17 protein-coding genes are annotated in these 18,354 nt (G+C 65.0%); 6 read left to right on the top strand and 11 right to left on the bottom strand.

Annotation, left to right across the window (positions count from 1 at the left end):
• Position 1: 1 nt before the first annotated feature.
• From sufB to ATJ93_RS02440, 3 genes are all read right to left on the bottom strand, one after another.
• Positions 2–1,432: a Fe-S cluster assembly protein SufB gene (sufB, locus tag ATJ93_RS02450; protein WP_120243045.1), complete on the bottom strand. Its 1,431-nt coding sequence runs from the start codon at positions 1,430–1,432 to the stop codon at positions 2–4.
• A 61-nt stretch (positions 1,433–1,493) separates the two neighbouring features.
• Positions 1,494–2,399 carry an ABC transporter ATP-binding protein gene (locus ATJ93_RS02445; protein ID WP_120243044.1) on the bottom strand — a complete coding sequence of 302 codons (906 nt, stop codon included), beginning with the start codon at positions 2,397–2,399 and terminating at the stop codon, positions 1,494–1,496.
• A 206-nt stretch (positions 2,400–2,605) separates the two neighbouring features.
• A complete protein-coding gene (locus tag ATJ93_RS02440) occupies positions 2,606–5,344 on the bottom strand; it encodes a DNA-directed DNA polymerase (protein ID WP_120243043.1) in 2,739 nt (912 codons plus the stop codon).
• Positions 5,345–5,529: 185 nt separating this feature from the next.
• Between ATJ93_RS02440 and ATJ93_RS23460 the strand changes: the two genes are divergently transcribed.
• The 3 genes from ATJ93_RS23460 to ATJ93_RS02430 all read left to right on the top strand — a co-directional run bounded on the left by ATJ93_RS23460 (position 5,530) and on the right by ATJ93_RS02430 (position 6,945).
• Entirely contained in the window at positions 5,530–5,703 is a 174-nt protein-coding gene (locus ATJ93_RS23460) for a DUF7331 family protein (RefSeq protein WP_170155486.1), read from the top strand.
• A 61-nt stretch (positions 5,704–5,764) separates the two neighbouring features.
• Positions 5,765–6,442, top strand: a complete 678-nt coding sequence (locus ATJ93_RS02435; RefSeq protein ID WP_120243042.1) for a DUF7322 domain-containing protein — start codon at positions 5,765–5,767, stop codon at positions 6,440–6,442.
• Positions 6,439–6,945, top strand: a complete 507-nt coding sequence (locus ATJ93_RS02430) for a DUF7346 family protein (protein WP_120243041.1) — start codon at positions 6,439–6,441, stop codon at positions 6,943–6,945. The genes ATJ93_RS02435 and ATJ93_RS02430 overlap by 4 nt, the downstream gene beginning before the upstream one ends.
• 32 nt (positions 6,946–6,977) lie before the next feature.
• Here ATJ93_RS02430 and rad50 read toward each other — a convergent pair whose 3' ends face one another.
• The 3 genes from rad50 to ATJ93_RS02415 all read right to left on the bottom strand — a co-directional run bounded on the left by rad50 (position 6,978) and on the right by ATJ93_RS02415 (position 11,511).
• Positions 6,978–9,662 (bottom strand): DNA double-strand break repair ATPase Rad50, encoded by a 2,685-nt coding sequence (gene rad50 / locus ATJ93_RS02425; protein WP_120243040.1) that lies wholly within the window; start codon positions 9,660–9,662, stop codon positions 6,978–6,980.
• Positions 9,659–11,077, bottom strand: a complete 1,419-nt coding sequence (mre11, locus tag ATJ93_RS02420) for a DNA double-strand break repair protein Mre11 (protein WP_120243039.1) — start codon at positions 11,075–11,077, stop codon at positions 9,659–9,661. The genes rad50 and mre11 overlap by 4 nt, the downstream gene beginning before the upstream one ends.
• A gap of 164 nt (positions 11,078–11,241) precedes the next feature.
• Entirely contained in the window at positions 11,242–11,511 is a 270-nt protein-coding gene (locus ATJ93_RS02415) for a MarR family transcriptional regulator (protein ID WP_120243038.1), read from the bottom strand.
• Between the two features lie 123 nt (positions 11,512–11,634).
• Between ATJ93_RS02415 and pan1 the strand changes: the two genes are divergently transcribed.
• Entirely contained in the window at positions 11,635–12,852 is a 1,218-nt protein-coding gene (pan1, locus tag ATJ93_RS02410) for a proteasome-activating nucleotidase Pan1 (protein ID WP_120243037.1), read from the top strand.
• A 168-nt stretch (positions 12,853–13,020) separates the two neighbouring features.
• On the opposite strand, the gene ATJ93_RS23455 is transcribed toward pan1, so the two are convergent.
• Entirely contained in the window at positions 13,021–13,158 is a 138-nt protein-coding gene (locus tag ATJ93_RS23455; RefSeq protein WP_170155501.1) for a hypothetical protein, read from the bottom strand.
• Positions 13,159–13,253: 95 nt separating this feature from the next.
• Between ATJ93_RS23455 and ATJ93_RS02405 the strand changes: the two genes are divergently transcribed.
• Positions 13,254–13,808: a GMP synthase subunit A gene (locus tag ATJ93_RS02405; protein WP_120243036.1), complete on the top strand. Its 555-nt coding sequence runs from the start codon at positions 13,254–13,256 to the stop codon at positions 13,806–13,808.
• 151 nt (positions 13,809–13,959) lie between these two features.
• On the opposite strand, the gene ATJ93_RS02400 is transcribed toward ATJ93_RS02405, so the two are convergent.
• Both ATJ93_RS02400 and ATJ93_RS02395 read right to left on the bottom strand, forming a co-directional pair.
• Complete coding sequence (locus ATJ93_RS02400; protein ID WP_120243035.1) at positions 13,960–14,220, bottom strand: DUF3194 domain-containing protein; 261 nt, start codon at positions 14,218–14,220, stop codon at positions 13,960–13,962.
• Positions 14,221–14,619, bottom strand: coding sequence for a prefoldin subunit beta (locus tag ATJ93_RS02395; RefSeq protein WP_120243034.1), 399 nt, complete (start codon positions 14,617–14,619; stop codon positions 14,221–14,223).
• A gap of 167 nt (positions 14,620–14,786) precedes the next feature.
• Here ATJ93_RS02395 and ATJ93_RS02390 point away from each other — a divergent pair, with 167 nt between their 5' ends.
• The gene (locus tag ATJ93_RS02390) at positions 14,787–15,200 is read left to right on the top strand and encodes a hypothetical protein (RefSeq protein WP_211334015.1); all 414 of its coding nucleotides are present in this window, start codon (positions 14,787–14,789) and stop codon (positions 15,198–15,200) included.
• Between the two features lie 102 nt (positions 15,201–15,302).
• On the opposite strand, the gene ATJ93_RS02385 is transcribed toward ATJ93_RS02390, so the two are convergent.
• Together ATJ93_RS02385 and ATJ93_RS02380 are read right to left on the bottom strand one after the other, a co-directional pair.
• Positions 15,303–16,196 (bottom strand): phosphatase PAP2 family protein, encoded by an 894-nt coding sequence (locus ATJ93_RS02385; protein ID WP_120243033.1) that lies wholly within the window; start codon positions 16,194–16,196, stop codon positions 15,303–15,305.
• Positions 16,196–18,154: an ABC transporter substrate-binding protein gene (locus tag ATJ93_RS02380; protein ID WP_120243032.1), complete on the bottom strand. Its 1,959-nt coding sequence runs from the start codon at positions 18,152–18,154 to the stop codon at positions 16,196–16,198. The genes ATJ93_RS02385 and ATJ93_RS02380 overlap by 1 nt, the downstream gene beginning before the upstream one ends.
• Positions 18,155–18,354: the final 200 nt, after the last annotated feature.

Genomic DNA, 18,354 nt, shown 5'->3' with positions numbered 1-18,354 from the left:
ATTATCCGAGGCTACCTTCCATCTCGAGTTCGATGAGGCGGTTGAGTTCGACCGCGTACTCGATCGGCAGTTCCTCCGTGATCGGCTCGATGAAGCCGGCGACGATCATCTTCTTGGCGTCGTCGTCGTCCAGTCCGCGAGACTGGAGGTAGAAGATGTCCTCGTCGCCGATCTTGCCGACGGTCGCCTCGTGTGCGACGTCGACCTTCGACTCCTCGATCTCCATGTACGGCATGGTGTCCGACGTGGACTCGTTGTCGAACATCAGCGCGTCGCACTCGACGGCGGTGCTCGAGTTCTCGGCGCCGTCGGCGATGTGGACGAGACCGCGGTAGTTGGTGCGGCCGCCGTCCTTGGAGATCGACTTGGACTCGATGGTCGAGGACGTCTCGGGCGCGTTGTGGTAGACCTTCGCGCCGGTGTCGATGTCCTGGCCCTCGCCGGCGAAGGCGATGGTGATGTGGGTGTCGGTCGCGCCGCGACCCTTGAGGATCGAGCACGGGTAGAGCATGGTGGCCTTCGAGCCCATGCTACCGGAGACCCACTCCATCGTGCCGCCGGACTCGACGATGGCGCGCTTGGTGTTGAGGTTGTAGGTGTTCTTCGACCAGTTCTGGACGGTCGAGTACTGGACGTGAGCGTCCTCGCCGACGAAGACTTCCACGCCGCCGCTGTGGAGGTTGTGGGTCCCGTACTTGGGCGCGGAACAGCCCTCGATGTAGTGGACCTCGGAGCCTTCCTCGGCGATGATGAGCGTGTGCTCGAACTGGCCCATCCCTTCCGAGTTCATGCGGAAGTACGCCTGGACGGGCATCTCGACGGTGACGCCCTCGGGGACGTAGACGAACGAGCCGCCGGACCAGACGGCGCCGTGCAGCGCCGCGAACTTGTTGTCGCTCGGCGGCACGCAGGTCGTCATGAAGTGCTCCTTGACGAGCTCGGGGTGTTCCTGGACCGCGCGGTCCATATTCATGAAGATGACGCCCTTCTCCTCCCACTGCTCCTGCATGTTCTGGTAGACGACCTCCGACTCGTACTGGGCGCCGACGCCCGAGAGGGCGTTCTTCTCGGCTTCGGGGATGCCGAGCTTGTCGAAGGTGTCCTTGATCTCGTCGGGCAGCTCCGTCCAGTCGTCGACGCCTTCGCGCTTGTCGACGTCCGGGCGGATGTACGGGACGATCTCCTCGACGTCCAGTCCCGAGAGGTCGGGCATGCCGGGCCAATCCGTCGGCATCGGCATGTTCTGGTACTGCTCGAGCGCGCGCAGACGGCGCTCGAGCATCCAGTCGGGCTCGTCCTTGTCCTCGGAGATCATGCGGATGACCTCCTCGGTCAGGCCCTTGTCGGATTTCACCGCGGCGTTCTGTTCTTTCTTGAACTCGAACCGCGCTTCGGTGTCAGTGTCTTTGAGGTGGTCTTGTTCGGAACTCATAATTTGATTGTGTCTATGGTTACGGCCGTAGGGTTATGACGGTTGTTCTAGCCGGATCCGGTTACGCGGTGCCGTAGACGTCTTCGCGGACCCAGTCGTACCCCTTGTCCTCGAGCTTCTCGGCGAGCTCGGGACCGCCGCTCTTGGCGATCTGGCCGTCGAGCATCACGTGGACGTGGTCGGGCTCGACGTAGTCGAGGATGCGCTGGTAGTGGGTGATCTGGAGGATGCCGGTGCCCTGCTCGTCGCGCAGGGCGTTGATGCCCTCGGAGACGTCCTGCAGGCGGTCGATGTCGAGCCCGGAGTCGATCTCGTCGAGGACGGCGATCGAGGGCTCGAGGATGGCGGCCTGCAGCACTTCGTTTTGCTTCTTCTCGCCGCCGGAGAAGCCGGCGTTGAGGTAGCGCTGGGCGAACTTCTCGTCCATGTCCAGCTGCTCCATCTTCTCCTGGAGGATCTGCTGGAACTCGGCGACGCCGACTTCGCCCTCGTCGACGTCTCCCTCCATCGGCGAGGTTTCGAAGCCTTCGTCTTCCTCTTCTTCGTCGCCCTCCTCTTCCTCGAAGAGCTCCTCGCGCTCCTCGATCTTGGCGTTGAGCGCCGTCCGCAGGAAGTTCGTCATCGTGACGCCCTCGATCTCGGCGGGGTACTGGAAGCCGAGGAAGATGCCGAGCGCGGCGCGCTCGTTAGGTTCGAGGTCCAGCAGGTCCCAGGTGCGCTGGTCCTCGTCGATCTCGACCTCGTCGCCGAACTCGTTCTCCTCGAGGTGCAGCAGCACCTCGCCCTCGGTGATCTCGTAGGCGGGGTGGCCGGCGATGACCTTCGCGGTCGTCGACTTCCCGGAGCCGTTCGGTCCCATCAGGGCGTGAATCTCGCCCGACTGGACCTCGAGATCGACGCCCTCGAGAATCTTCTCGTCGCCGTCCGCTACTTCTGCGTGCAGGTTGTTTAGCTCGAGACGTGCCATAGTACTCTGTCATATGAACGGTGGGGCGTATCACTCATAACGGTTTCGTATCCAATTGGATACGATCCCACATTAGAAAAATAATTTTCCGAAAGGAAAACTCGAGTTGGGCTCGATCGGGCTGCCGGCTCGCGATTCCGATACGAACGGTCGGTAGTGTGTCAGATTTTGACGAGGGAAGCGAGCGGATCACGCCGGCCGAACGACTACATAAAGCTGTCTAGACCAGTCTGCTCCTGGCCCGACTTCACTTCCTCCCACGAGATGTCCAGCGCCTCGAGGATGCGCTCGATCGGTCCCTTCAGCGTTTTCTCGAGCATCGTGTCGTAATCGATCTCGAACTCCGCGGGGATCTGGTCCTCGTACTCGAAGCAGATGACGTCGGGATCGCGCTTGAACGCGCCGTAGAGGTGGTCGCGCTGCGGATCGAACCCTTCCTCGCTCTCCATCCGCCGGAAGAACGCGGGGTCGACCCGGTCGAGGTAGAGCCGCTTGGGCTTGCTCCCGCGCTGGAAGTTAGTCCCGAGCAGGAGGTTCGCGTACTTCGCGCCCCGAACTTGGGCCGTGTCCGTGTCGTAGTTGTCCAGGCGCTTGCCGATCCCGCCCGGAATGGCGATGTCCTCGAGGCTGGTCTCGCCGGCGAGCACGTCCTCGATGACCCCGTTGACGTACTCCTTGGCGCCCTCGATATCGCCCTCGCGGACGATCATCTCGATGACCCGGTGCTGGACCTCCTTGGTGATCGGCGCGATGTCCGAGCGCTGGTACTCGAAGCCGACGATGTCGATGTCGTCGACGTCCTTCCCTTCCTTCCAGGTGATGTGACCGGCGTAGCGTTTCTTCTTGCCGGCCTGGAAGAACCGCCGGTAGAGCTTTTCGAACTCGATCTGGAACCGGTGGGACTCGGCGTTCAGATCCTCGCGCGCGAAGTCGTCGTAGCGGCCGTTGATGTGCTCCTCGATCTCGAAGGACGTCTCGAGGGCCTCTTCCTTCGAAACGTCGGGCCCGAGCTCGAGCATCACGCTGTCGGTGTCGCCGTAGGTGACCTCGTAGCCGAGTTCGGTGGCGGCGGTCTCGGTGAACTCGATGACCTCGCGGCCGGTGGCGGTGATCGCGGAGGCGGCCTCCTTGTCGTAGAGCCGGAACTGCTCCCAGCCCGAGACGCCGTACAGGGAGTTCATGATGACCTTCACGGCGCCCTGCTGGCGGTCGTACTGCTCGTACTCCGGACTGCCGGGCTCGTACTCGTTGCGCAGTTCCTTCTTCTCCTCGCGCTCGGCCAGCAGTTCCGTGATCATCTCGCGCATGACGCCGTCGGGCTCCTTGCGGAAGTGAATCTCGTCGTCGCCGACCGGCGCGACGTAGGTCTCGCCGTCGTACTCGTCGGGGTCGACCTTCGTCTCCGGGCTGGCGTTGATCGTCGTCATGCACATCGGGTACAGCGACTTCAGGTCCAGCACGGTGACGTTCTCCTTGACGCCCGTGATCGGCTCGAAGACGGCGCCGCCCTCGTACTCCTCGCCGGCCTCCTGCTGGCCCTTCGAGGGCAGGGCAAATCGGCCGTAGGCCTCGTGGAGGACGTACATGTCGACCGCGTCGCCCGGCGTGGGGGCGTCCTCGAGTTTACAGCCGACGAAGGAGCGCACCTCGTCCCAGAAGGGGATGATCTCCTGCTGGCGGTCGAGTTCGACGCAGAGTTCGACGTCCCGCAGGTTGTACGCAAGCAGCTGGGTAGGATCGTCCTCCCAGAGGTCGCCGATGTCGCCGGCGTAGCGCTCCTTGCCGACGCCGAGTTCCTCCTCGCCGACGGCGTCCAGGCGGTAGGAGTCCAGTTCGGAGAAGACCATCCGCTGGTAGCCGTAGAGCAGGTCGAAGACGATTCGGCCCTTCACGTCCGGGCCGCCCCAGTTGCTCCGCCAGACCTCGTCGACCCGCGAGAGCCGATCGATATTCAGATCGTACTCGTGGTGGGGCCCCTGCAACTCCTCGAGCCGATCGAGGAAGTAGGGGGCGTCGAAGTCCTCGAAGTTCCAGCCCGTCAGCACGTCGGGGTCGGTGTCCTCGATGTACGCGAGGAAGTCGTCGAGCATCGCCTCCTCTTCCTCGTAGCTGCGGACCGCGTGATCGATCTCGCCCTCGATCGGGTCGTAGTCCTCGATTTCGGTCGGGATTTCGCCGTCGCCGATCGGGGCCTCGTAGAGCCACATGATGTACTCGTCGCGGTAGGAGTCGTGGCTGGTGAGACAGACGATCGGCTCCTCGCCGTCCTCGGGGAAGCCCGAGCGGTCGTCGACCTCGATGTCGAAGGTATTGATCCGCGGCGTCGCGTTCACGTCGACCGGTTCGACCTCGTCGTGGGGAACGACGAGCGAGTCGTCCTCGGCGCGCCGTTCGGGCACGCGGATCCCGCTGCGAACGTCCTTGTCGATCAGGAATCGGTTCGGGAACAGGATGTCGGCCTCGTAGTGCTCGAAGTCGTCGCGCACCTTCCCGACGTCCCGCGGCGTCTGGCCGAAGATCTTGGTGAGTTTCTCCCCGCGGATGCTCTCGTAGTGCTCGCCGTCCTCGTCGTACTCCTCGCTGCCCGTCAGCCGCTCGTACTGCTCCTCGGGCGGTCGCTCGAGCGTCTCCGTCGGCGCGTAGAAGTAGGGCCGGAAGCCGACGACCTGGACGTGCTCGAGTTCGTCGTCGGCCGTGCGGCCGAACACGTGCATGATCGGCCGCTCCTCGTCGCCGTAGCCCGCGATAGTGTAGTCGACCTGCATCACGGCGAGTTCGAGTTCTCCCTGGGGTTCGGGGAGGGTCTCCTCGAGAACGTCGATCACCTCGGCGGCGTTCGAGCCGCCGTTGCCGGCGACGTGGATCGCCTCCTCGTCCGGCCGATCGGCGGACTCCTCGTCCGCCTCGGAAAACTCCGCGAGTCCGGTTTGGCCCGCCTCAGTCATGATATCCTGCTTTGCAGTCGCCGGATAAAAACCCCCGCAATCCCGGTCTCGACCGGCCGGCTTCGCCCGCCGAAGCCCACGTCCTGTCCCCGATTCGTCACGCGGTGTGAACCGCTCCCACGACCTTGCGGGAGCAACAAGACATATAATGTGGTAACACATACCATAGCGATAGGTGATTGAGGTTGTCTACCCGAACCGACGACGCGATGGACGAACGCGAACCGAGTAGTGAACCCGCGGGTACCGAGACGATCGAAGCGTACGAGACCGACGACGGCGTCGTCTTCTATGACGCCGAGAACCCCCTCGCGTGGGTCGAGACATCGCAGACCCTGACGCTGGACGAGGTCGCCTGACCAGCGTAGCTCCTAGATCCAAACGCGAATCCTTTTCTTGCCGCCCTGCGACGCTGCCAACGTGGCCTCCGACCGACCCGACGAGGCAGATGAACCAGACCCGGACACCGACGCCGGAGACGGGGACGCAGACGAGACCGCACCGAGCGGAGAGTCCTCCCCCGATCGTAACCCGGATAACGATGCCATAACGATTCCGAGCGTCGGAACAGAGAACGCCGGGTCGGGCCTCTGGTCGGACCTGAAAGCCGACCTCGAGATCGACTCGATCGACATTCCCGAAGTCTCGAACGACGTCACCGACGCCGATAGCAATGCCGACGCTAACGCGTCCGCCGAGATGGCACCCGCACCGTCGGACGCGCCGCCGGAACTTGTCAAGACCTTCTGGGCGCTCGTACTCGTCATCAACGCCGCACTGTTGGCCGTCTCGCTCGGGGTCCTCTTTCTCGTCTTCGAGGGCGCGACGAGACGCGGCGCTGCGTTGCTGGCCGGAGGACTCATCCTCTTCGGGTTCGCAGTTCGTCGCTACAGGGGCTATCGGCGATCGGCCGACCGTGCCGATTCGGACGTCGAAGCGACGGCGGACGCCGACTCGGAAAGCGGGGCAGACGCCGACATCGACGACCCCGCGGCGTCGGCCGATTCCCCCGCGAGCGTTGACGAGTCAGCGAGCAGCGAAACATCTTCAAACGATGTGACCGAACAACGGTCACCGGACGACTCAGACCCATCATGAAAACCGTCCAGGACGACACCGGCAAACGGTATCTCTTGCTCAAGCGGTCCGAACAGGCGAGTCTCGTGCGCGATCCGGAGAGCGGTAACGAGTGCTACGTCCAGAACGATCGCCTCGAATCGACCGACGAACACCCCTTCGAAACGGCCGCACGCACCGTTCCGCGTTCCGTCCGGACGCTCCTCGAGGCCGTGCCGGACGAGAAGACCCTCGGCCTCCTCGTCGAACTCGAGCGCCGCGGTCCGCTCGGCATCCGAACGCTTCTCGATGTAAGCGACTTCTGCGAGAGCGACCTCCACGGCCGACTGACGGTGCTTTCCGCCGCCGGACTACTCGCCGAAACCGAGGTCGACGGCGCCCGCGGCTACCGGACCACCGAGGAATGTGCCGATGCGCTCGGCGTCATCCGGTCCGACGTGTCCGACGCCGCCGACGAGTCGGCGACGGGCGATGCGTTCGACGTCAACGAGCGGTCAACGCAAACGAACGAAACGGAAACGTAGAAATACCGATTCGGAGACCCGTTCTGCAGGCGTCAATCCGACGCGAGCAGCTCCATCTCCGGCGGCTCGCCGCGCTCGAGGCGCGAGCGGTTCGACGTGGCATCCTTCTCGACGCGGACCAGCGAGTCGGCCGCGCCGACGAGTTCCTCGTCGTGGCTGACGACGACGATCTGTTCGACGCCCAGTTCGCGCATCGACTCGACCAAGGAGACGAGTTGCGTGACGTGGCCGGAGTCGAGGAAGACCGTCGGCTCGTCGAGAATCAGCGGCGGCATCGGCGCGGTGCCCTCGACGCCCTCCGCCAGCAGGCGGTAGATCGCACACCGCAGGCTGAGGTTAAAGAGCGCCCGCTCGCCGCCCGACAGTTGTTCGGGCTCGAGCGCCTCGCCGTCCTTCTGGTAGACCGTCAGCCGATAGTCGCCGTCTAACTCGATCGAGGCGTAGGAGTCGTTCTGGTAGACCAGGTCGAACGTCTCGTTCAACAGCCGCTCTAAGGTCTCGACGTTGCGCTGGCGCAGCTCCGATCGGAGCTCGCCGTAGGTCGTCTGCAGCGTCTCGGCCTCGTCGTACAGCGACTCGAGGCGGTCGCACCGCTCCTCGAGGGTCTCGAGGCGCTCGCGCAGGCGCTCGAGTTCCTCGAGTTCGTTCTCGACGGCGCCGATCGCGTTTTGGATCTCGGTGCGCCGTTCCTCGAGGTCCTCGAGTTTCGCGTCGACCTTCTCGATGTACTGCTCGGCGTTTTGCTTGTCCTCTCGAGCCGTCGCGACGCGTTCCTCTTCGAACTCCGACTCGAGGTCGCGTTTGCGCTCGCGCTTGCTCGAGAGCGTCTCGCGGCGCTCGTCGTTGAGTTCCTGCCGGTTCCGCCGGCGCTCGCGGTAGTTCTCGATCTCGCTCGCGAGGTCGTCGCGCTCGTCGTCGATTTCGGCGATGCGACGCAGCGCCTCGAGGGTCTCCTTGATCGCGCCGCGCTCGCCGTTGATCTCGCCGAGTTCCGTGCGTTTTTCCGCGACTTCCTCCTCGAGCGCGTCGGCCTCCTCGCGCTTCCGTTCGGCCTCGCTTTCGTATTCGTCGGCGTCCTCGAGCAGTCCTTCGCGCTGCTCGCGTCGGTCTTCGAGGCTCTCGCGCTTCTCGGCGACTAACTGCTCGACGTTGTCGCGGTTCTCCTCGAGGCGGTCGACGCGGCGCTCGGCCTCGCGAAGTTCCTCACCTCGCTCGATTCGGTCGTCCAGATCGTCCCGTTCGGCCTCGAGTTCTTCGAGCCGATCTTCGAGGTCGGCGAGTTCCTCGCGCTTGTCGTCCAGAACGTCGACGTGGGGAGAGTCCTCGACGGGCTGGCCACACTCCGGGCACTTGCCCTCCTCGAGCAGTCGCTCGCCTTCCTCGATGGCGTTCTCGGCGGCTCTGATGTCGGCGGTGACGTCGCCGATTTCGTCGGTGAGGTCCTCGCGCTCGCTCTCGAGGTCCTCGAGGTGGTCGGCGGCGTTACCGAATTCGACCGGTGCGTCGTCGAACTGTTCGCGGGCGGTTTCGATATCGTCCTCAAGTTCTTCGAGTTTCGCCTCGCGGTCGGCGATGTCGTCCTCGTCGCGCTCGATGCGCTCGGCGAGGTCGTCGGCTTCCTCGCGGGCCTGTTCGGCCTGAGACTCGAGGTCGTCGGCCTCCTCGCGGAGCCGTTCGATCTCGCCGTTGGTCTCCGTGATCGCGACGCGGACCTCCTCGAGGTCGTCGCGCAGTTCCTCGTCGCGCCCCTCGAGATCCTCGATGCGCGCCTCGACGGCGTCGGTGTCGGCGTTTGCGGCCTCGAGGTCAGCGTCGGCCAGCAGGTCGGCTCGCTCCTCGGCTAACTCCTCGCGCTCGGCCTCGAGTTCGCGAATCCGCTCTTTCGCCTCCTCGCGCTGCTGCTCGGTCTCGGAAATCTTCGATCGGAGTTCCTCGATCGCCTCCTCGAGGTCCGAAATCTCTTCCTGCGTTTCGGCGTGGCGCTCGAGGACGTCTTCGGCGGTGTCGAGCGTATTCTGGGCCTGCTCGCGCTGAGTCTCGTAGTGGTCGATCTCCTCGGTGACCTCGCCGCGCTGGGATTCTAAGTTGTTCAGCCGCTCGTGCAGCCCCTTGTCCTCCTTGCGCTCGACCTGCTTGCGGACGTCCTCGAGGACCTCGCGCTGGCCGTCGAGCACCGACTTGACGCCGAGCCGGGCGTCGCTGGCCCGTTCACGGTAGTCCTCGAGCGCGCCCAGTTGCAGGAGGTCGTCGATCATGTCCTGCCGATCGCTCGGCGAGGCGTGGATCAGCTTGTTGACCTCGCCCTGGCGGACGTATGCACAGTTGACGAACGCCTCGGCGTCCATCCGCAGAAGTTCGGTCACCTCGCGGCGCACGTCGCGGGCGCCCTCGATCGTCTCCGTGGGCGTCTCGAGGACGCACTTGGTCGTCGTCGCTCGATCCCCGCGCAGTTTCAGGTGGCGTTCGACGTGGTAGTCGCGGCCATCGTGGGTGAACCACAGTTCGACCTCGGCCTCCTCCTCGCCGGTCGTGATGACGTCGTCGAGCGTGCGATCGTCTAAGGCCTTCGAGCCGTACAGCGCGAAGAAGACGCCCTCGAGCAGCGTCGACTTGCCGCTGCCGTTGACGCCGTGGACGACGGTGACGCCCCGGTCGAGGCCGAGGTCGGCGTCGCCGTAGCACTTGAAGTTTCGCAGGCGGATCCGATCGACCCTCATGCGAAATCACCCAGGGAGGCGGTGTCGGCGTCGGCGGGTTCTTCGTCGCCGGTCTCCTCCGCGTCATCAGCGCCAGACGCTCCGGTAACCCCTTCGTCGGCCGGTCCCGCGTCGGCGGCATCGTCGCTCGAGGGCTCATCATCGGCCGTTGCAGAACCATCGCTCGAGGCCGCAGCTTCGGCCGTCGCGTCCGAATCGGCCGGCTCGGCGTCAGCCCTGGAATCACCGTCGCCGCTCAACTGATCCGCGACCGTCGTCACGTCCGCATCACTCGGTTCCCGCTCCGGCGCGGGTTCGAACGCCGAATCGTCCTCCTCGAGTAAGTCCCGAACGCGGCGTTCGACCGTCTCGCGAACGTTCGCGTCCGCGAGGTCGCCGTTGCGAACGGTCTCGTCGATCTCGAGGGCGGCGTTGCTGAGTCCGAGGTCCCGAACGCGCTCGCGGACGGCGGCGTCCGGGTCCGCGAAGCTGACGGACACCTCCTCGTCCTCGTCGGGCAACTCGCGGCGGTCGTTGACGCGGGCGACTAAGGCGCCGCGGTCGATCGCCAGTTCCTCGACGGCCGCCGGGGTGATCGGTCGGCCCTCGCCCTCGATCGTGACGATGACGACCGCGTCCTCGAGGCCCGGATCGTGCTGGCGGACCCGCTCCTGCACGCGGTCGATCCCCTCGTCGGCCTCGAGTTCGACGTCGACGAAGACGAAGTCGCGGGTCTCGGCGATCGCGCGCCGACTGATGGCGACCTCGTCTTCGAATTCGACGAGGTTGTAGCCCCGATCCTCGCGCTCGCTGGCGCTCGCGCGCTCGGTCGAGCCGCAGTAGGTGACCCACGCGTCCTGCACCTCCGCCGTATCGGGCGCGTGGTTGTCCCCGAGCAGGACGGCGTCGAAGTCGACAGTCGACTCGGTGAGCAGCCGCTCGGTGTCCCAGTCGGCGTGGGCGAACGGCTCGAACAGGCCGTGACTCACCAGCGTCGCGTGGTCGGCGTCGTCGGGCACCGGGTCGAACTCGTACTCGAGGTCCTCGCGTCGCGAACGGGGCACGAAGTCAAGCCCGTAGAACGCGACGTCGTCGATCACTTCGGGGTCGGCGCCGAGTCGCGTCGCCAGCCCGAGATCCTCGAAGAGGTCGAGCCACTGGGCGTCGCGTTTCCCCTCGTGGTTACCGACGACGGCGAGAAAGGGGATGTCGGCGTCGGCGAGAGTTCGCAGAATATCGATCGTTCCCTGCAGGTCGATCAGTCCGGGGCGGCGGTCGTGGAAGAGGTCGCCGGCGTGGATCACGGCGTCGACGTCGTCGTCGACGGCGTCCTCGACGACCCCCCGGAAGGCCGCGAGAAAGTCCCGGCGTCGCTCGGGCGAGTTGTACTGCTGGTACCCGATGTGGGTATCGCCCGTGTGGATTACCCGCGTCATTGCTCTGTCGTTGGAGAGCGGCCCCTAAAGGGGTTCCGCGACCGCGGTGAAAGTAACCCGTGCCGACTGGTCGCCGTCGCGAACTGATCGGTGAGACGCAGTAAGGAGCGACAATCGACAAACCGGACGAACGGAGGCAGCGCAGCGACGCTCGAGCGTAGCGGTTACGAGTCGATATCGAGACTGTACAGTCGCTTGCGGGCGTCCGAGAAGGAGAACCGCGAGTCGATGACGTTCTCCTCGTCGAGTCGGTTCAGCGCGTAGCGGACCGTCCGGGACGGCAGCAGCGTCTCCTCGGCGATCTGCTGTTGGGTCATCGTCTCGTTGTACTCGAGGACTTTCGCGACGAGTTTGGCGCTGGGCGGCAGATCGCGGACGTCCTCCCAGCTCCCCCTGTCGTCGGCCTCCTGTCGGATCGACTCTGAAGCACTCATCACGTACCCCTTTCCAATACGGAGTGATAATATTTTCTGTTTCGTGTGATGCTTGTTGGTTATATTCTCGGGTGGGTATGCTGACCCGAAGCCTCTTATGAACCAACCCCCAAAGCAAGTGTGATGACCGATACTGTGGACGACGTCGACCTCCCCTACGACGAGGACGAGGCGTCCCAACAGGAGAAGATCCAGGCGCTCGAGGAACGGCTGGAGGTCCTCGAGTCGCAAAACGAGGAGATGCGTGACAAACTCCTCGACGCGAACGCCGAGAACAACAAGTACCAGCAGAAGCTCGAGCGACTGACCCACGAGAACAAGAAGCTAAAGCAGTCCCCGCTGTTCGTCGCCACGGTCCAGGAGATCACGGACGAAGGCGTCATCATCAAGCAACACGGGAACAACCAGGAGGCCCTGACGGAGGTCACCGACGAGATGCGGGAGGAACTCGAGCCCGACGCTCGCGTCGCCGTCAACAACTCGCTTTCTATCGTCAAGACGCTCTCGAGCGACACCGACGTGCGGGCTCGCGTGATGGAGGTCACCGAAAGCCCCGACGTCAGCTACGAGGACATCGGCGGCCTCGAGGAGCAGATGCAGGAAGTCCGCGAGACCGTCGAGATGCCGCTGGAGAACCCCGGCATGTTCGACGACGTCGGGATCGACCCGCCGAGCGGCGTCCTGCTGTACGGCCCGCCGGGCACCGGCAAGACGATGCTCGCGAAGGCCGTCGCGAACCAGACCGACGCTACCTTCATCAAGATGGCCGGCTCGGAACTCGTCCACAAGTTCATCGGCGAGGGCGCAAAGCTCGTCCGGGACCTGTTCAAGGTCGCCCGCGAGCACGAGCCCGCCGTCATCTTCATCGACGAGATCGACGCCATCGCCGCCAAGCGAACGGAGTCCAAGACCTCCGGCGACGCCGAGGTCCAGCGGACCATGATGCAACTGCTCTCCGAGATGGACGGCTTCGAGGATCGGGGCGACATCCGCATCATCGCCGCGACCAACCGCTTCGACATGCTCGACCGCGCCATTCTGCGCCCCGGTCGATTCGACCGCCTCATCGAGGTGCCCAAGCCGAACCAGGAGGGCCGCGAGATCATCTTCCAGATCCACACCCGCAACATGAACGTCTCCGACGACGTCGACTTCGCGGAACTGGCCGAAGAGGCAGAAGAAGCCTCCGGCGCCGACATCAAGGCCGTCTGTACGGAAGCCGGTATGTTCGCGATCCGCGACGACCGCACGGAGATCCAGATGGAAGACTTCCGCAACGCCTGGGACAAGGTGCAGGCCGAATCCGACGAGACCGAGGACGTCTCGAAGACGTTCGCCTGACGACCGTCAGAGGACCTCCACTGCGACCAGCGGCGCTCTCGATATAGCGGCTTTTGCTCCCGGTTTCTGCGGGCTCGCCGTTTTCGGTTCGCCGATCCGCCCTCGATACGGCGTGTATTTTCACTCCAGAGTTACGGCTCCGCGCGGCCGCTCTCGAGACGGGCCGCGCTACAGCGTCGCGAAAACGAGCCACGGCACGACGAACAGCGCGACCGTCAGGATCGCGAGAATGACGAGATAGCCTGCGATCGTACTCGCCGCGGTCAGCCACGAGGGATGCTCGAGGTCGATGCGAGTGAGTGCCATACGCGAACGTCACGCGGACGATGCATAAACGTGCCGACGAACGGCGGTTGCGCGTTCCGGACCGTTTTTACCGGCTGACTCGCTACGGACACCCAATGACGAAAATCGTCGTGGTGGACAACCACGGACAGTTCACCCACTTGGAGCGCCGGGCGCTTCGCGACCTCGGCGTCGAGACGGAACTGATCGACAACGACACGCCCCCCGAAGACGTCGACGCCGACGGTGTCGTCCTCTCCGGCGGGCCGGACATGGACCGGATCGGTAAGTCTCCCGAGTACCTCGAGGCCGACATGCCGGTGCTGGGGATCTGTCTCGGCATGCAACTGATCGCCGAGGAACTCGGCGGCCGCGTCGGCGGCGGCGACTACGGCGGCTACGCGGACGTCACCGTCGACATCGTCGACAGCGACGATCCGCTCACGGGATCGCTCCACCCCGACACGCGGGTCTGGGCGAGCCACGCCGACGAGGTCAAGGAACTCCCCGAGGGCTTCGAACTCACGGCCCGGAGCGACGTTTGCGACGTCGAGGCCATGAGCGACACCGAGCGCGACATCTACGGCGTCCAGTGGCACCCCGAGGTCGCCCACACCGAGGAGGGCGAGGAGATCTTCGAGAACTTCATCGAGATCTGCGAGTCGCAGTAGCGGTCCCGTCGTCGTTTTCTCTCGCGCTCTCGTCCCGATACAGCCGTCTCGCCGTCGAATACGGCGATCGCACTGAGGACCAGCGATGGCTCTCGAAAGCGTGTACCGACGGCGAAACGCCGCCGATGAAGAAGCGGAGTCGGTGTCGCTCTCAGGCCGCGTCCTCGAACAACTCGTCGACCGCCTGGCGCGCGGTGAGCGCCGCGTCGTCGGCGACCTGTTCCGGGTCGGGCCCGTCCACCTCGTCGGGCGCGTTCAGGTAGACGTCGACCTCGAGGATACCGTCCTCGAAGGTCACGGTGACGTCGAGATCGCGCACGTCCGATTGCTTGTACTGCGAGAAGACGTAGCCTTCCGCAGCGTCAGAGGCCGTCTGCACGACCTCGTCGTCAGTCGGTTCGCCGCTCGACATTTATGCGCCGCCGGCGCCCGGACCGCCCGGGCCAGCTGGGCCGCCCATGCCGCCGGCGCCGCCGAGCAGTTCCTCGAGCTCTTCCTGGAGGCTCTCGAACTGATCCTGGACGCGCTCTTCCTGCTTTTCGAGGGTCTCGAGACGGATCTCGAGGGAGTCGACCTTGTCCTCGAGGTCGTCTTGGGCCTCGTCGTAGTCGGTCTCGACGAGGAGTTCGCCGACGTTTCGGTACATCGTAGTGTCGTCGTCGATGTTCTCGAGTTCGTCGAGGGCGTTTTCGGCCTCGGTGAGGTTCGTCTCGGCTTCCTGCTTCTGGACGGCGACTTCCTGAGCCGTCTCCTGCAGGTCCTGGAGCTGTTCGATTTTCTCCTGTGCCTCCGGCGGCAGATTGCCTTGCATATCTCGACCGTCGCCCTCCGGACTGATAAAGCCAAGCTTTGTCGTCGACCCGGAGGGTCAGATTCGCAGCAACGTTCCAACGACCCCGTTTTCTCCTCTTCGGGCGCTACGTTGGCGGTTTCTGGAACGCAGCGTGAGCGCCGCTGAATCTGCGTCCGATCAGAAACATGGCAATCCTTTTCCGCGGCGCAACAGAACTCGAGGGTATGACGGACGAAAACGAATCCGAACCCGAAGCCGGGTCCAACGACGACGGCGGAGACGAGGAGAAGTCGTTCCGGGAACGAGTCGAGGAGATCCGCGAGAAGCGCGCCGAGGAAGGCGAAGAGGGCGAGGCACCCGAGAGTCCGTTCGGCGGCGGCGGTGGCGGCCCCGGCGGCATGGGCGGGGGCGGCAACCCCTTCGCACAGATGATGGGCGGCATGATGGGCGGTGGCCCCGGCGGCGGTCCGGGCGGCCGCGGCGGCAGCGACGAGAGCAACGAGGAACTGGTCCGCGAAGTCCGCCAGCTCCGCGACGAGATGCGCGATCAGACCCGCGCACTCAAGCGGATCGCCGACGCGATCGAAGACGACAACTGACGACGTAGCGTCGACATCGCTGCGACGCTTTGTTTCGGTTCGACGAGATTCTCTCGCAGCCGTCGCTGGATCCGTTAACGGGTTCGAACGGCTTGCTCGAGATTAGTCGCGGTCGGTACGCGTCGTCTCCGATTCGGGTTCGGTTTCGGCAGGGTCGGGACCGCCGCTCCGTCGAAGGTCGGGGAATCGATCCGCGGCCCACTGATAGATGGACCAGCGACCGACCAGCGCTCGCGCCAGCGCGACACTGACGTACGCCAGTCCGAGTCCGGCGACGACGTCGGTCGCCCAGTGAATTCCCAGGTACATCGTCGAGACTGCGACCGAAATCGCGAGGACGAGGGCGACGACGAGCCACTTCGGATAGATCGTCCGCGTGCGATACGCCAGTAACGTGACCGTACCGGCGAGCGATGCGTGCAGCGAGGGGAACACGTTGGTATTGCGGTTAACCTGCCGCGTGAGGTGCTGGTACTCCGGGTACGTGTCGTACAGCAGCGCCGTAACCTCGGGCATCATGTTCCGGGGGCCGTAGGCGATGACGAAGATGTAACACACCAGCCCGAGCGCGTAGTTCAGCGTGTAGGCTGCCAGCAGCTCCCGAAGGGGCCGCGTGTTCGAGAGCGCGAAGTAGGCGATAACGGGGAAGACCAGCAGGAAGACGTAGCCGTAGATGTAGATGAACGAGAAGTACGCCGTCGCCGCCGGCGTCTCGTAGGTCTGCAGCCAGAGGATGAACTGCCCCTCGAGGTCGAAGATCGTCCCGGTCAGGTTCCAGCCGATGATCCACGAGAGTTCGGGCCCGACCAGTCGGGCGTCGCTGCTGCCGAGCAAGACGAGCGCGAGTACGGCGGTGACCGGCGCGGCCGCGCGAACCCGCTCGCGCCACTCGGCGATCGTAGCGCGGAGCCGGTACCGGCCGACGAAGACGGCGATCCCGATCAGGATCATGAGCGTCACGACGGCGACCAGTTGCGTCAGGACTTGCGTGAGCATCAGCGTCTCACCCGTAGTCGGCCCTCGCTGTCGAAGCTGAACCCAGCAGCCTCGAACGCCTCCCGGGCCGCAGCGACGTCGATCTCGCCGTCGGTTCCGAGAAACGGCGTCTCCGGATCCTCGCCGCCCCAGCGGAGGCTGTCCGGCGTCCACTCCTCGGTGACCGGCGCGGCGATCGGCCGCGCGTGGCCGTCGAACACCGTCTCGACGAACCACTGCTTGTCGAGCACCTGCGCGACACACCGCCGGAAACGCGGGTTGCTGAACGGCGCCTTGCGCGTGTTGAATCCGAGGTGGTAGAACAGCCACGACTTCGACTCGAGGACGGTCACGTCCTCGGGTAGCTCGCCCGCCTCCGCGTCCGCGAGGAGGTCGTCGACGACGTAGCTCTCGAGGGCGGTGCTGGTGATATCTGCTTCGTTCGTCTCGACGCGTTCGATGGCGGACGCGCTTCGGGGATCGATCAGGAATCGAATCCGATCGGGAGTCGCCCCGGGAAGGGTGACGGCGTCGCGGGTCGTGAAGTGATCGTTGAACCGCTCGAGCGTGACGTGCTCGCGCTCGCTTCGAGTCGCGAACTGGTAGGGACCGCTGCCGACCGGCGGGACGTTGTTCGTGACCAGCGCTTCGCTGGTACCGAGCGCGACGCGGTAGCCGGGAACGTCAGCGGCCGCCGCCCGCGGCTTCCAGATGTGTTTCGGCAGAATCGGCACCGTCAGCGCGCGCTCGCCGACGGCGCGACTCGCGTCGACCGTTATCTCGAGGCGGTATTCGTCGAGTCGGTCGACGGATTCGACGGCGTCGACGCGGCCCTGATAGAGCGGCGACGGGGCGTCGACCTCGAGCTCCCCGAGGCCGGTATCGGCGAGGAACCGGTACGTGAATCGGATGTCGTCGGCGGTCAGCGGTTCGTCGTCGTGGAAGCGGCAGTTCTCCCGCAGTTCGACCGTCATCGTCTCGCCGGCTTCGTCCCACTCCCAGTCGGCGGCGAGCCACGGCTCGAGGTCGGTGGTCGGCGTCGCTTCGTCAGTGTCCGACGCAGCTCCATCGTCTTCCGTATCGGCGCTGGTTTCGTCATCGTCCTCGAGATCGGCGCCGTCGAAGTCGGTGCTCGAGACGGGAGTAACCGCGAGCGAATCGTACAGCAGATCGATGATCGTTCCGCGGTTCCGGTACTCCGCCGAGAGCGGGTTCAGGTTCTGCGACGGCCGGGCGTCGACGTGGGCCGCTCGTAACGCGGTGGGCTCGTCGCCGTCCGCGGCCGCGGCCTCGCCAGCAGCCCCGTCGGCCGACTCGAGCGCAGGGCCGCGTTCGAGCCCGAGGTAGCCGAGCTGCGACGCGGGGTGGCCGTCGCCCCAGCCGGTAAACCGGTCCGTTCGGACCAGCCGATACTCGTCTGGAACACACAGCGGCACGAACGGCTGCTCGACGGCCAGCGCCTCGAGGGTATCCTGAACCGCTGCCTGCCGGTCGTCTCCCTCGGCCGCGCGCTGGGCCTCGAGGAACTCGTCGAACGCCAGGTTCGCGTACCCGAAGGGGTTCTGCCAGCCGCGCTCGTCGGCGTAGCGGGAGTGCAGCGCCTCGTAGAGGTAGGACGGATCGGTGTCGCCGGGGTGGCGGCCGACGTAGACGTCGAACTCCTGGTTGATCAGGATCGCGCGCAGGAACTCCTCGTTGGAGCGCATCTCGATCGAGACGTCGATGCCGACGGTCTCGAGGGCGGCGGCGATCTCGCGGGCGAGTTGAATACTCTCGCGGTCGCCGTCGGCGGGGAGGGTGGTGATCGTCAGCGACAGCGGGTCGACGTCCTCCCGGTTGACGATACTTCTGACCCGGCGGATACAGCCGCTGGTCGACACCGCTGCGCCGGTTCCGGCCGCCGCCAGCATCGCTCGGCGGCTGACCCGGCTGCCGTCGCGTCCGCCGTCATCGTCGTCGGGTACCTCGGATCCGGTCATAGACGTGGGAATAGATTGCGACAAATGGAACGCTCCTGTTGGTGGTACTTGCGTCCCTTCGGTTTATCGGTGGAATATAACAGTATTGCGTTACCACGCGACGCGTCGTTGGGGCGTACTCGTCGCCGCCGATCGTCACCGCGACCGACGGTTGACCTCTCCATCCCCATCCCCATCCCCATCTCCGCCTCCGTCGCCGA

It is taken from the genome of Halopiger aswanensis (assembly GCF_003610195.1).
GTDB lineage: Archaea > Halobacteriota > Halobacteria > Halobacteriales > Natrialbaceae > Halopiger > Halopiger aswanensis.
Note: the sequence above shows the minus strand (reverse complement) of the source record. Positions and strands in the feature narration are given on the sequence as shown.